This window comes from Ensifer sesbaniae (assembly GCF_013283665.1).
In the GTDB taxonomy this organism is placed as follows: Bacteria; Pseudomonadota; Alphaproteobacteria; order Rhizobiales; family Rhizobiaceae; genus Ensifer; species Ensifer sesbaniae.
In genome coordinates this window covers 150,174-164,316 of record NZ_JABEKU010000004.1, presented here as the reverse complement: position 1 = coordinate 164,316, position 14,143 = coordinate 150,174, and the positions used below count along the sequence as shown (strand labels likewise).

9 protein-coding genes and 3 pseudogenes are annotated in these 14,143 nt (G+C 65.4%); 9 read left to right on the top strand and 3 right to left on the bottom strand.

The genetic code is table 11. From position 1 onward, the window contains the following. Nucleotides 1–55: 55 nt before the first annotated feature. The 9 genes and pseudogenes from BHMPCIPO_RS31820 to BHMPCIPO_RS31780 form a co-directional block, all read left to right on the top strand. A complete protein-coding gene (locus tag BHMPCIPO_RS31820; protein ID WP_173520762.1) occupies nt 56–1,345 on the top strand; it encodes a cytochrome P450 in 1,290 nt (429 codons plus the stop codon). Nucleotide 1,346: 1 nt separating this feature from the next. Continuing rightward, a complete protein-coding gene (locus tag BHMPCIPO_RS31815; protein WP_173520761.1) occupies nt 1,347–1,655 on the top strand; it encodes a ferredoxin in 309 nt (102 codons plus the stop codon). Next, nucleotides 1,642–2,487 (top strand): SDR family oxidoreductase, encoded by an 846-nt coding sequence (locus tag BHMPCIPO_RS31810; protein ID WP_100675092.1) that lies wholly within the window; start codon nt 1,642–1,644, stop codon nt 2,485–2,487. Before BHMPCIPO_RS31815 ends, BHMPCIPO_RS31810 begins: the two co-directional genes overlap by 14 nt. A gap of 8 nt (nt 2,488–2,495) precedes the next feature. Then, nucleotides 2,496–3,839 carry a cytochrome P450 gene (locus BHMPCIPO_RS31805; protein WP_173520760.1) on the top strand — a complete coding sequence of 448 codons (1,344 nt, stop codon included), beginning with the start codon at nt 2,496–2,498 and terminating at the stop codon, nt 3,837–3,839. A 102-nt stretch (nt 3,840–3,941) separates the two neighbouring features. Next, the gene (locus BHMPCIPO_RS31800; RefSeq protein ID WP_173520846.1) at nt 3,942–4,940 is read left to right on the top strand and encodes a polyprenyl synthetase family protein; all 999 of its coding nucleotides are present in this window, start codon (nt 3,942–3,944) and stop codon (nt 4,938–4,940) included. A gap of 220 nt (nt 4,941–5,160) precedes the next feature. Next, nucleotides 5,161–6,711 (top strand): hypothetical protein, encoded by a 1,551-nt coding sequence (locus BHMPCIPO_RS31795; RefSeq protein ID WP_173520759.1) that lies wholly within the window; start codon nt 5,161–5,163, stop codon nt 6,709–6,711. Further along, nucleotides 6,708–7,610, top strand: a complete 903-nt coding sequence (locus BHMPCIPO_RS31790; RefSeq protein WP_173520758.1) for a terpene synthase family protein — start codon at nt 6,708–6,710, stop codon at nt 7,608–7,610. The genes BHMPCIPO_RS31795 and BHMPCIPO_RS31790 overlap by 4 nt, the downstream gene beginning before the upstream one ends. A 19-nt stretch (nt 7,611–7,629) precedes the next feature. Next, nucleotides 7,630–8,739, top strand: a complete 1,110-nt coding sequence (gene fni, locus BHMPCIPO_RS31785) for a type 2 isopentenyl-diphosphate Delta-isomerase (protein WP_376741741.1) — start codon at nt 7,630–7,632, stop codon at nt 8,737–8,739. Between the two features lie 95 nt (nt 8,740–8,834). Continuing rightward, a pseudogene (locus BHMPCIPO_RS31780) lies at nt 8,835–9,439 on the top strand (transposase); the annotation flags it as partial. A 377-nt stretch (nt 9,440–9,816) separates the two neighbouring features. Here the strand turns inward: BHMPCIPO_RS31780 and BHMPCIPO_RS31775 are convergent. From BHMPCIPO_RS31775 to BHMPCIPO_RS31765, 3 genes and pseudogenes are all read right to left on the bottom strand, one after another. After that, nucleotides 9,817–11,141: pseudogene (locus BHMPCIPO_RS31775) on the bottom strand (ISL3 family transposase); the annotation flags it as partial. Between the two features lie 334 nt (nt 11,142–11,475). After that, nucleotides 11,476–12,876 (bottom strand): cytochrome P450, encoded by a 1,401-nt coding sequence (locus BHMPCIPO_RS31770; protein ID WP_246304801.1) that lies wholly within the window; start codon nt 12,874–12,876, stop codon nt 11,476–11,478. 201 nt (nt 12,877–13,077) lie between these two features. Beyond that, a pseudogene (locus BHMPCIPO_RS31765) lies at nt 13,078–13,375 on the bottom strand (KUP/HAK/KT family potassium transporter); the annotation flags it as partial. Nucleotides 13,376–14,143: the final 768 nt, after the last annotated feature.

Below are 14,143 nucleotides of genomic sequence, written 5' to 3'. Positions count from 1 at the left end.
TTGCCGGCGCGCCTGACGCGCGCCGGTCAGATCAGCCAGCCAACAGGTAACCAAGATGAACGTGCAAGAAACCACGGCAGCATGCCGGGACGCCTTCGCGGAACTGGCGTCGCCAGCGTGCATCGACGACCCGTATCCGTTCATGCGGTGGTTGCGCGAGCACGATCCGGTGCATCGCGCGGCGTCGGGCCTCTTTCTGTTGAGCCGCCACACCGACATCTACTGGGCGCTCAAGGCGACGGGCGATGCGTTTCGAGGACCGGCGCCGGGCGAACTGGCGCGCTATTTCCCGCGCGCGGCGACCAGCCTGTCGCTCAAATTGCTGGCGTCCACGCTAGCGATGAAGGAACCACCGACGCATACGCGTCTGCGCCGGCTGATCTCACGCGATTTCACCATGCGCCAGATCGACGACCTGCGGCCGAGCATCGCGCGCATCGTCGCAGCGCGCCTGGACGGCATGGCGCCCGCGCTGGAGCGCGGGGAGGCGGTGGACCTGCATCGGGAATTCGCGCTGGCCTTGCCCATGCTGGTCTTCGCCGAACTGTTCGGCATGCCGCAGGGCGACATGTTCGGGCTCGCCGCCGGAATCGGCGCCATTCTGGAAGGCCTGAGCCCGCACGCCAGCGATCCCCAGCTCGCCGCGGCGGACGCGGCCAGCGCCAGGGTGCAGGCCTACTTCGGCGACCTCACACAGCGCAAGCGCACCGATCCCCGCCACGACATCGTGTCGATGCTGGTCGGCGCACACGACGAAGATGCCGACACGCTGTCGGATGCGGAGTTGATAAGCATGCTGTGGGGCATGCTACTGGGCGGCTTCGCCACCACTGCTGCGACCATCGACCATGCGGTCCTGGCGATGCTGGCGTATCCCGAACAGCGGCACTGGCTGCAGGGAGACGCCGTGGGGGTGAAGGCATTCGTCGAAGAAGTCCTGCGCTGCGACGCGCCCGCCATGTTCAGCTCCATTCCGCGTATCGCCCGGCGCGACATCGAACTGGGCGGCGTGGTGATCCCGAAGAACGCGGACGTGCGCGTGCTGATCGCGGCCGGCAATCGCGACCCGGACGCCTTCGCCGATCCCGACCGCTTCGATCCCGCGCGGTTCTGCGGCACCAGTCCTGGCATGTCGACCGACGGAAAGATCATGCTGAGCTTCGGCCACGGCATCCACTTCTGCCTCGGTGCGCAACTGGCCCGGGTGCAGTTGGCCGAGAGCCTGCCGCGGATCCAGGCGCGCTTCCCCACGCTGGCATTGGCCGAGCAGCCGACCCGGGAGCCCTCCGCGTTCCTTAGGACGTTCCGCGCACTGCCGGTGCGGCTGCTTGCGCGGGGCGGCTGAGATGCGCGTCGTGATCGACCAGGATCTGTGCGGAACCACCGGGCAGTGCGTGCTGACGCTGCCGGGCACATTTCGCCAGCGCGGACCGGACGGCGTGGCCGAAGTGTGCGTGGCGACGGTCCCGCAGGCGCTGCACGCCGCCGTGCGGCTCGCGGCCAGCCAGTGCCCGGTCGCCGCCATTCGGGTCATCGAAAGCGACGCTGGCGATGACGAGCGCGCCAGCGCCTACCCTGCGCCTTGTCCGGCGGAGGCCGAGCGGCATGCCGCGAAAGACCAACGCAATCCAGGAGGACACGATGGGACGGTTTGAAGGCAAGGTGGCCGTGGTGACCGGCGCCGGCGCCGGCATCGGCAAGGCATGCGCGCTCGCCATCGCGCGCGAGGGCGGCAAAGTGGTGGTGGCCGACATTGATGGCTCGGCGGCCATCGCCTGCACCGCGCAGATCGCGGCCGAAGCGGGCCACGCGATTGCCCTAGCCATGGACATCGCCGATGCGCAGGCGGTGGCAGCGCTGTTCGAGACGACGGAGCGGCACTTCGGTGGAGTCGACCTGTTGGTGAACAACGCGAGCGCCATGCATCTGACCCCGCGCGACCGCGCCATCCTCGACCTGGACCTGGCGGTCTGGGATCAGACCATGGCGACCAATCTGCGCGGCACGCTGCTCTGCTGCCGGCAGGCTATCCCACGGATGATCGCCCGCGGCGGTGGCGCGATCGTCAACATGTCGTCGTGCCAGGGGCTCAGCGGTGATACCGCGCTGACGTCCTACGCCGCGTCGAAGGCGGCGATGAACATGCTGTCGGCCTCGCTCGCCACCCAGTACGGTCATGCGCAGATCCGCTGCAACGCGGTTGCGCCGGGTCTCATCATGACCGAGCGTCTCCTCGCCAAGCTGGACGAGTACATGCAACGGCATCTGCGCCGGCACCAGCTCCTGCCGCGCGTCGGCCGCCCCGAGGACGTGGCCGCGCTGGTGGCGTTCCTGCTCTCCGACGATGCTGCGTTCATCACCGGCCAGGTCGTGTGCATCGACGGCGGCATGCTGGCGCATGTGCCGACGTATGCCGACGGTGGCAACAGCCGCGCCGCGCGGGCCGCCGGCGACACCGCCGAAGCGGCCGTGGCGCCGCGCTGCTGATGGAGCTGATGGACATGCTGCTCAACCCGCTGAACCGTCGGCACCGGCTACGGCACGACATCCCGGTCGTGCCCGGCGCTTTCCCCCTGGTCGGGCATCTTCCCGCCATCGCCTGCGACCTGCCGCGCCTGCTGCGGAGTGCGGAACGGACGCTGGGCAGCCACTTCTGGCTGGATTTCGGCCCTGCCGGACACCTGATGACCTGTGTGGATCCGGATGCGTTCGCACTGCTCCGGCACAAGGACGTGTCCTCGGCGCTGATCGAAGAGATCGCGCCTGAATTGCTTGGCGGAACGTTGGTCGCCCAGGACGGCGGCGCGCACCGGCAGGCGCGCGATGCGATCAAGGCGGCGTTCCTGCCCAAGGGGCTGACCCAGGCCGGCATCGGCGACCTGTTCGCGCCCATCATCCTGGCGCGGGTGCAAGCGTGGCGTGACCGCGGCGACGTAACTATCCTGCGCGAAACCGGCGACCTGATGCTCAAGCTCATCTTCAGCCTCATGGGAATCCCCGCGCAGGACCTACCGGGATGGCACCGCAAGTATCGGCAACTGCTGCAGTTGATCGTCGCGCCCCCGATTGACCTGCCCGGACTGCCCTTGCGGCGCGGCCGCGCCGCCCGCGACTGGATCGACACGCAGTTGCGCCAGTTCGTCCGTGACGCGCGCGCGCATGCCGCGCGCACGGGGTTGATCAACGACATGGTGAGCGCCTTCGATCGCAGCGACGATGCGCTCTCCGATGACGTCCTGGTCGCCAATATCCGCTTGCTGCTGCTTGGCGGTCACGAGACCACCGCCTCGACGATGGCCTGGATGGTGATCGAGCTGGCGCGGCAGCCTGTGCTGTGGGACGCTCTGGTCGAAGAGGCGCAACGCGTGGGCGCGGTGCCGACCCGGCAGGCGGAGCTGGCGCAGTGTCCCGTCGCCGAGGCGCTGTTCCGCGAGACGCTGCGCATGCATCCGGCGGTCACGCTCCTGCCGCGCCGCGCGCTGCAGGATTTGCAACTCGGCCAACGGCGCATTCCCGCGGGCACCGATCTGTGCATCCCGCTGCTGCATTTCTCGACCTCGGCGCTGCTGCACGAGGCGCCTGAGCAGTTCCGCCTGGCGCGGTGGCTGCAACGCACGGAGCCAGTCCGGCCGGTGGACATGCTGCAGTTCGGTGCCGGCCCACACGTCTGCATCGGCTACCACCTGGTATGGCTGGAAATGGTGCAGTTCTCCATCGCCATGGCGCTGACCATGCACAAAGCCGGGATGCGGCCGCGGTTGCTGAGCGGCGTCGAAAAAGGCCGGCGCTATTATCCGACCGCACATCCATCCATGACAATCCGCATCGGGTTCTCATGAGTTGGCATCGCATGCCCTGTGTGGCGAGGCAGCGGCGCCGGCAACACCGCGGCTTGCCGCTCGCCGTAGCCGTCTCCTGTCAGGTACAAGGACGTGAACAACATGCAGACCGGTACTACGCTACACGACGACCGAACTGGCGTTTCCGCGCTCGGCAAATTGGGCGCGCAGACGCGCGGCGCATCCGGCAGGCTGCTGTCGGAGATCTGGATGCAGGACGGCGCAGAGCGGGTCGAACAGGCGCTGGCGCGTCTTCTCTGCTCCGAAGACGACGGTGAGACCGAACTGATGGCCGCGATGCGCTACGCCACCTTGCATGGCGGGAAGCGCACCCGCGCCTTGCTCTGTCTGGCTGCCGGCGCACTGGCCGACACGCCGGCGCACATGCTCGACGACGTCGGCGCCGCCATCGAGATGATGCACGCCTGTACCCTGGTTCACGACGACCTGCCCGCGATGGACGACGACGTGCTTCGCCGCGGCCTTCCGACCGTGCACGTCAAGTTCGGCGAAGCCACTGCGATCCTGGTCGGCGATGCACTTCAGGCGCACGCCTTCCTGGCCCTGGCGAGCCTGGATGCGCCGGGCGACAACCGTATCTCGCTCGTGCGCGAATTGGCGCAGGCGGTGTCCGCCGAGGGTGCCGCAGGCGGGCAGGCCATGGATCTGTCCCTGGTCGGAAAGCATGTCGAGCTGGACAGGATCATGGCAATGCACCGGATGAAGAGCGGAGCGCTAGTGCGCGCGTCCGTTCGCATGGGCGCGCTATGCGCCATCGCGGAGGATGCCGCTCACGCCGCGCTGTACTGTGCGCTCGATCGGTACAGCGCCTGTTTCGGCCTGGCGTTGCAGGTGGTCGACGACATTCTCGACGCGACAGCGGACACCGCGACGCTGGGCAAGACCCCCGGCAAGGACGCGGCGGCGCAGAAGCCGACCTGCGCGTCGATTATGGGGCTGCAGGCAGCGCGCCAGTTCGCGCTGGATCTGCTGCGCGATGCCGGGGAGGCCATCGCCCCGCTGGGGCCGCGTGCGGAACGGTTGGCGCAGATGCAGCAACGCGCCAACGCGTATCTGTTAAAACACGCGCCATGCGCATGAGCGCGCCCGTCCGCATGGGGTCGCCCCTGTGCCGCTACGATCGGCCGGCGGCGGCGGTGCATCCTGCACTGTGTCCGAGTCTGCGGCGCCGGGGTCGCCGCGCCGGAGCAGGGCGGCCGTCCGGCGCTGCCCATGCGCCGGGCCGCGACGGGCCTGCGGTGACGTGCGCGGCGTCTGCCGAACCTGGTTCTCGTCAACGTCTGCAGAAGGAACATCCCGTGTGAATGCGCTGTCCGAACAGATCCTTTCCGAATTGCGCCACCTGCTGAGCGCGATGATCGACGGCGGCAGCGTCGGTCCGTCCGTCTACGACACGGCGCGAGCTCTGCAGTTCCACCGCAACGTCACTGGTCGACAGGACGCATACGCGTGGCTCATCGCACAGCAACAGGCCGATGGAGGATGGGGAAGCGCGGACTTCCCGCTGTTCCGCCATGCGCCCACGTGGGCGGCGTTGCTGGCATTGCAGCGTGCCGATCCTCTTCCCGGCGCTGCCGACGCAGTCCAGGCGGCAACCCGGTTCCTCGAGCACCAGCCCGACCCCTACGTGCATGCGGTGCCGGAAGACGCGCCGATCGGCGCGGAGCTGATCCTGCCGCAGTTGTGCGGAGAAGCGGCATCCTTGCTGAGCCACATGGCGTTTCCGCGCCACCCGGCGCTGTTGCCGTTGCGGCAAGCGTGCCTGGCCAAGCTGGGGGCGGTGGCGACGTTGCCGAGCGGCCATCCGTTGCTGCACTCCTGGGAAGCCTGGGGGACGTCGCCGACCACCGCATGCCCGGATGACGACGGCAGCATCGGCATCAGTCCGGCGGCTACCGCCGCGTGGCGTGCGCACGCCGTGACAGAGGGCAGCACGCCGCAGGTCGGACGCGCCGACGCGTATCTGCAGACGGCATCGCGGGCGACGCGCAGCGGCATCGAAGGTGTCGTTCCCAACGTCTGGCCGATCAATGTGTTCGAGCCATGCTGGTCGCTGTACACCCTGCATCTGGCCGGGCTGTTCGCGCATCCCGCGCTCGCCGAAGCGGTGCGCGTGATCGTCGCGCAGCTCGACGCCCGCCTGGGTGTGCGCGGTCTGGGCCCGGCGTTGCACTTCGCGGCCGATGCAGACGACACCGCCGTTGCGTTGTGTGTCCTATGCCTTGCAGGCCGCGACCCGGCGGTCGATGCGTTGCGCCATTTCGAAATCGGCGAGCTGTTCGTCACCTTCCCCGGCGAGCGCAATGCCTCGGTGTCGACCAACATCCATGCCCTCCATGCGTTGCGACTGTTGGGAAAGCCCGCCGCCGGCACCAGCGCCTACGTCGAGGCTAATCGCAACCCTCTCGGTGTATGGGACAACGAAAAATGGCACGTTTCGTGGCTGTATCCCACCGCGCATGCGGTCGCTGCGCTGGCGCAAGGCAAGCCCCAGTGGCGGGAGGAGCGCGCGCTGGCGGCGCTGCTGCAGGCGCAGCGCGAGGACGGCGGCTGGGGCGCCGGTCGCGCGTCCACATTCGAGGAAACCGCCTATGCGCTGTTCGCGTTGCACGTGATGGACGGGAGCGAAGAGCCGACAGGGCGCCGGCGCATCGCGCAGGCGGTGGCGCGTGCGCTGGAGTGGATGCTCGCCCGCCATGCGGCGCATGCATTGCCGCAAACGCCGCTCTGGATCGGCAAGGAACTGTATTGCCCCACCCGGGTCGTGCGCGTGGTGGAACTCGCCGGGTTGTGGCTGGCGCTTCGTTGGGGGCGGCGCGTCCAGGCCGAGGGAGCAGGAGCGGCGCCATGATCCAGACCGAACGCGCGCTGCAGCAAGTACTGGAGTGGGGGGGGTCCCTGACCGGGTTCGCCGACGAGCATGCCGTGGAAGCGGTCAGGGGCGGCCAGTACATCCTGCAGCGCATCCACCCGAGCCTGCGCGACACCAGCGCCCGCACCGGCCGCGATCCGCAGGACGAAACGCTGATCGTGGCGTTCTATCGCGAACTGGCGCTGCTGTTCTGGCTCGACGATTGCAACGACCTTGGCCTGATCGCGCCGGAGCAGCTCGCCGCCGTGGAGCAGGTGCTGGGGCAGGGCCTGCCGTGCGCGCTCCCCGGATTCGAGGCCTGCGCTGTGCTGCGCGCTTCGCTGGCCGCGCTCGCCTACGATCGTCGCGACTATGCTCTGCTTCTCCACGATACCCGGTGCTACTGCGCGGCGCTGCGCGCCGGACACGCGCAGGCGGCAGGGGCGGAATGCTGGTCCTACGCCGAGTACCTGCACAACGGCATCGATTCGATCGCCTACGTGAACGTGTTCTGTTGCCTGTCGTTGCTGTGGGGGCTGGACATGGCGACCTTGCGCGCGCGTCCGGCGTTTCGCCAGGTCCTGCAGCTCATCTCCGCCATAGGGCGCCTGCAGAACGATCTGCATGGACGCGAAAAGGACAGGTCGGCCCGCGAGGCCGACAACGCGGCGATCCAGCTGCTGGAGCGCTATCCCGCTATGCCTGTGATGGAGTTTCTCAATGACGAGCTGGCCGGCCATACGCGCATGCTGCACCGGGTGATGGCGGAAGAACGCTTTCCCGCGCCGTGGGGGGCGTTGATCGAGGCGATGACGGCCATACGCGCGCAGTACTACCAGACCTCGACCAGCCGCTACCGCAGCGACGCTGCGGGGGGAGGCCAGCGTGCGCCGGTCTGAACGCGCGGGAGGCGGCGGCATGCGCGCGCGGCCGTCGGTCCGATCCGACTCAACGCCGTCGCCCAACGCTGGAGCGAGCATGAGCGACATCGCCCTAAGCCGGCGCAAGGACGACCATCTGGACATCATGCTGGATCGGCGAACGGCGCCGGCCACGGTCGCCGCCGGCTGGGAGCACATCCGTTTCGAACACTGCGCATTGCCTGAGTTGGACCTGACGCAGATCGACCTGCGCGCTTCGCTGCTGGGCAAGACCATGCGCGCGCCGCTGCTGATCAGCTCGATGACCGGCGGCATGCCACGCGCCGAGGCAATCAACCGGCATCTGAGCGAGGCAGCGCAAGCCTTGGGGATCGCCATGTGCGTCGGTTCGCAGCGCCCGAGCCTGCAATCCCGCAACTCCCAGGGGCTGACGCGCGCGCTGCGCCGCCTGGCCCCAGACATTCCCCTGCTGGCTAATATCGGCGCCGCGCAACTTCGCGAGACCGACGGCCTAGACCTCGCGCGCCGGGCGGTGGATGCGCTGGAGGCCGATGGACTCATCGTCCATCTCAATCCGCTGCAGGAAGCGGTACAGCCGGAGGGCGACCGCGACTGGCGCGGCGTGCTGGCGCAGATCGCTCGCGCCGCGCGCAGCGTGGGCGTGCCGATCGTGGCGAAGGAAGTGGGGTCGGGCCTGTCCGCCTCGGTGGCCTGTGCGCTCGTCGAGGCGGGCGTGACGGTGATCGATGTCGCCGGCGCCGGCGGCACCAGTTGGGCCGCGGTGGAGGGCGAGCGCGCCCGCGATGCCGCCGACCATGCAGTGGCGATGGCATTCGCCGATTGGGGGGTTCCGACCCCGGCCAACGTGCAGGCGGTACGTCGGGCGCTTCCAACGGGGAAGCTGATCGCGTCGGGCGGCATCCGCAACGGCGTCGATGTGGCCAAGGCCATCCGCCTGGGCGCGGACATCGCCGGGCAGGCGGCCGGCGTGCTGCGCGCGGCGACGGTGTCCACCGAGGCGGTTGTCGCACATTTCGAGATCGTCATCCGCCAGTTGGCCGTCGCCTGCTTCTGCACCGGCTCGGCCGACCTGGCGGCGTTGCGTCAGGCTCGCTTGTTGCCCTCGGCGCTTCTGCCCGCCGGTTGAAGCCGGCGTCGCCCGCACGTGGCGGCGGGCGCCTAGCAGGCTGCTGAACACCTACGCTAAGACAGACTACTGATCCACCTTGGCGAGGCGGTTCGATGCGCGGGAGCGATGAGTTCATGAAGCAGTTGTTCACGATGAAGCAGTTGGAAGATTTCGTTCCACTCCACTGCGTCCGATCCCGCTGATGGTCAATGAAGCGCTGGTGCGGCTAGACGACTTGTTCCGGCATGTACGCCTGCAGTGCCAAAGGCAGTCGCCCCCAGCATTGCGCCGGAGAAATTGCTGCGGGCCATGTTGTTGCAGATGTTCCACAGCGTCCGTACGGAGCGGCAATTGATGCAGCAGGTGGGTACAACCGGCTGTACCGCTGGTTCATCGGTCTGTCGATGGACAGTGCGATGTAGACGCCGACGGTGTTCAGCAGAAGCGATTGATCGAACACGACGCGGTGATCGCGGCTTTCAACGAAGTGGTGGAGATCGCCAACGACCTGGTTGTCGGGCGACATTTCAGTGTGGATGGCACGTTGATCCAGGGCTGCGCCGGGTACAAGAGTTTCAAGCGGAAGGACGGCGATGACGAGGACGGCAGTGACTTCCGCGGACAATCGCGCAGCAACCACACGCACGTGTCCACGAGCGATCCGGATGCGCGGCCGTATCGCAAAGGCAGCACGGCCAGCGAGCTGCGCTACATCGGATCCGAACCTGATATCCCCGGCCGAAATTGCGCGCCTTCTTCTGATGCGATGGGTGCCGAGACGCCTTCCCGAAGTACGAACCGTGGCGTTCACGGTGCTCGGCGCGATCATTCCGATCTCGATGGTGGCGTCGCGACGCAACGGAGGAACGTGCGACACCGACAAGTCCAATCCTGTGATCCTGCCGCTGCATCCACGTCCAGCTCTGCTGGCCGGAGTGGCCATAGTCGAGCGGGCCGGACACGAGATGCTCCAGACGTTGCGCGGGCAAATGATAGGTCAGAACCAAGCGCGATTCAGCAGCGCTATGGACGAGATCATGAACCAGTCATGCCGTTCGGTGGCGTCTTCGCAGTTGCAGTTAATTGGGCCTTTCCTCACTTTATGTGGTGGCGACTTCGGTCGAGTGGCAGCATGCGTGCCCTGAGCAGTTCCGGGCCAGCTCTGCCATACATCGCACGCTTAATTCAGGCGGTTGATTTGGCCTTCCGCCTGGCCGTTACTCCACGGCAGTTCGATGGCGTTGTCGACTGCGTCAAGATCGCGATGCAGGACGCGTGCGAACCGCGCAATTGCGACCAGACCGGAGTTAACGGCATCGTCAATCCAGCTGTCGAGCTTGCCCGGATCGCGGCTGCGAAAGATGCCGCGGAAGCGCATAGCAAGGCTGCGCATTGAAGTGAACTCAGGCGAGCCCTGTTTCAAGGCATCGACCCTTCTCGCCTGGCTGATCGTCAGCATGCTTCGCGGCTTCATGCAGAGGGCAGCTGCGACTATCGGCGAGATCACAGCGCCGGTCTCCGGATCGCGTATCGGGACAGCATCGCGGCCTGGTTGATGCGATATGATCGTAGCAGGCGACCCGCTGTCCTTGACCGACCTCTCCGGGCGGCGCCAGCTTGCGAGAAGCCGCTCGAGATTCGAGAAACTGCCCGTGTAGCCGCGCTGTTTGATATCGTAGAACAGATGCCGTCCACAGCGATTGCCATCTCTCCAGCACTGGGCAAGAAACGCCTCGAAATACAAGGGGGATGTAGGCTTCAACGCCGCCTTCTGTCGGTCGGGTGGCGTGTCGAAAGTCAGCCATTTCGCGATGCTGCGCCGGCCTTAGCCGGTGCGACGTGCGATCTCCGAATAGGACAGACCTTCCTCATTCAAAGCATGCACGTATCGAACACCACCTGCCGTGATTGTTGATGAGCGTGACGCCGGCGGCGGTGCGTTGCGTTAACGTGCGGATCCTGAATTAGAACGATTTGCGCGCTCCCGATACTTTTACCCGGCAGCAATGCTCGTCCAGTGGCGCGGCCGGAATCTGCTCCTCAATTGCGACCCGCAAATTCTGCATGAGATGAACCGATCAGCGACTTGACGCGCTTGCGGCGCACCCTCGCGAGCCAGCTTGTGCGTACAGCCCGCATCGGTGTCGGCTCACGATCTCGACAGAAGGTGCCGCTCCAGCCATCGCGCAACACTCGCAACGCTCCGGTCGCCAAGTATGTCGACAATCAAACGGCGCTCCAGGTCGACGATCACCGTGCCGTAGGGCCACGATCGCCGCCAGCTCCAATCATCTATGCCAACGACCCGGATCGCGGCGTCGCAATGATTGAGCGCGGCATCCCGCTTCAGCTGCCGTGTCGTCGCTGACCGGCATGCCGAGCCGTCGCATCAAGCGCTCGCCGGGACGGAAAGAGGTACTTGGTCGCGTCGACATCGGCACACCGTTGACGATGCCCAGTCGCGGCGTTCAGCTGAGCCTAAAATGGCAATGACAATCCCGAAAAAGAAGGCAGCCGGTGCCGATTTCGATCGGGAGAGAGGCCGCCCTCGCCTGGTAGGATGAAGATCCGCGTGCAACGATCGGCACACTGCTGCTCGACTGCAAACACCTGCCCGAGTACCGGACGCATACTCACCCGCGGTTGGAACGATCGGTTGGTAACCGCGCACCCGTGCTTCGATTCCAAGCTCTGGCGCGAAGGATTTCGGAGGTTCCGGTATTGCTGCCGTAAAGAACGCGCAGCGGCCCCGATCTACGGACGAGCTTGGCTGTGGTCTGGAGAGCGCGCTGGCCGAGGCTGTGGGGGGCGGCTTTTCGACGGACCTGCCGGAACATCTAGACGCCGGGCGCGGATGAGAAGCCCCTTCGGCTTCAGCGTCAGGGATTCGCCAACAATAAGGCGGTATCTCTTTTCGGCGAGCTCAATGTCGAAGCGCTGGAGCATCATCGCCAGCACCAGCGTTGCCTCCTGCATGGCAAACCCGCGGCCGATGCAAGCCCTTCGGCCGGTCCCGAACGGTTTCCAGGCGTGCGGCGGCAGCTTTTCGGCATTCTCCGGCGCGAAGCGCTCCGGCCGAAACACCTCCGGGTTGTCCCAGACGGTGGGGTCGCGGTGCAGGACTGGGGACAGGACCAGGAGAACGTCGTCCGTCGTGAGTGCGTATTTGCCGCCGATCGTCGTGTCTTGCAGGGGACGGACCGCGAAGGCAGGCGCTGTGGGCCAGAGCCGCAGCGTTTCCATCAGGACCTGCTCGACGTATTTGAGTTGATCGAGGTGCTGAACCGTAGGTGTGTCACCTCCCAGCACGCTGTCCACATGAGAGCGAAGCCTGGACAGCACCTCTGGATTTTTGAGCAACAGAAAGGTCGCAAAGCTGAGAAGGCCGCTGGTCGTTTCGTGGCCGGCAACGAGGATGGTGATCATCTGATAGCCGATATTCTCCCGGCTCAGCGTCTCTCCCGTTTCCTTATCCTTTGCCGTGAGCATTACATCCAGGAGGTCGCCGCGCTCTCCAAGCCTTGGATCACTCAGCCGCTCCTCGATGAGCGCATTGGCGACGTTTCGCAGAGTCTTCGTGTCGGCATCGAAACGGCGATTGCGCAGAAGCATCAGCTTGGACGCGCGCTGCGGGAGTCGCGAACGGTTGCTCGCCTCGTCGAGCGCGCCGGTCATGGCCGCAACGAAGGGGTGCATCTCTTTCTGGTAGAAGCTGTTGAAGCGGCAGCCGAAGGCACAGAGCGCAATCGTATCAAGCGTCAGCCGCGTCATGTTGTCGGCGACATCAATCGCTGTGCTAGGACCGAATCGCTCCCAGCGCGCCATCATCTGCTCAGCGATGTCGAGCATCGGGTTGAACATATTTCGCAGCCCAAGCGGCCCGAATGCGGGCATCAGCAGGCGACGCGCTTTTCCCCAGTTCGGTTCTTCGTCATAAGCCGTGAACAGGCCGTCTTTCGCCACCGCCCGCAACTCCCAGAGCGGAGGATGCAGCGCTTTGCGGAACCGGCTTTCCTCGCACAGCTCGGCCGTGAGTTCCTGGCTGCTGACGATGATGATCTCCCGCCCGAAGGCCCTAAGTCGGTAGATGGGTCCGAGGTCTCTTGCCAACCGCATCAGGCTTTGGACGGGAGCATCGGGATCGATGGCCGTCATATGACCAAGGACGGGAAATCCCTTTGGCTCAGGTATGGCTTGAAGCTTCGACATATGTTCGACTCCTCAAAGCGACCGCAATAGCGGTCGACTTTCGATGCGATCGGCATCGCGCGCGGCCAGGATGTTGGCTTTCCAAATTTGACGCCATCGCCATTCCGATTAACTGCGATAAGTGAGAGAACATTGACTGAAAAACGAACGTGATTGGATGGCAAACAGTAGCGCCATGAATCGTGACGGGGATCGGCAAGACGTAATCGTGAAAAGCCGGTGTGACTAGCTTGAGCCCCTCGACGGCCGAGAGAACTAAAAGTGCCGGCATGATCATCGCATCGCGGATGAAAGGGGCGGCACCAAGAATCCCGGCCATGAGCATCACCGTCGTATACTTTGGCGCCTTCTTCAGAAGCAGGGACAGCATACCGCCCTCGCCGTCATTGTCAGCCCGAAGCAGGAACAGCACGTACTTGAAGATGACGATAATCGCCAGGGTCCACGCGAGGCCGCTAGATACCGGAGCTTGTTGAGTTAGCCGCCTGACAAACGTTTAGTATCCCCAACGCAACCTGTCAGATAGACCTTCATCACCACAGATGACGTGGTGACCGTCAGTGTAAGCGCGCCAGCAATGGCGATTGCATTCTGGCGGAAGAGAACGGACAGGACAGTCCGTACCATCCAATTGTGTTAGATGTCGATATCTCCGTGTAAGAAAATCGTTCCGTGGCGTGTTCTCAAAATCCCTAGGAGCAAGATGCGTGCCAAAGTTTCATCCTGGCGAGAGATCGTCCTCACGGTTATTCGACAACGCGCATTCCCTGGGGGTTCATCATTCGCGCGAACGACACGACGCGACATCGGTGGCGCCGGGAACGCTATCGAGCAGCCCCGGAGCAACGGCCAGATCGAGATCAGCCGCCTCAAGACCGGCAAGCACGCCATACGCCCCGGCCGGCGCTAAGCTCCTCAGCGGCAGAAGCTGCCGTTGCACATCCTCGATCACCACCCAAATGGAGGAAGACCTCTTCTAACCGCCTATGACAGCAGCCGCACGCGTTGTCGGCTATTTGACAATGTCGGACATGAGACACCTGCGCTGTCAGCCTGATCGCGCTGTTTCGAGGATCTTTTGGTTTGGCGCAGTAGTTGCTTGGCCAAAGAGAACTAGCCTCGCACAGCCAAACAGGAGTTCCTCCATGAGCAGCCGAGCCGAACAGGCAGTCGCCACCATGAGATCAATGCCAGCGAAGCTGCCCGCCGGTTG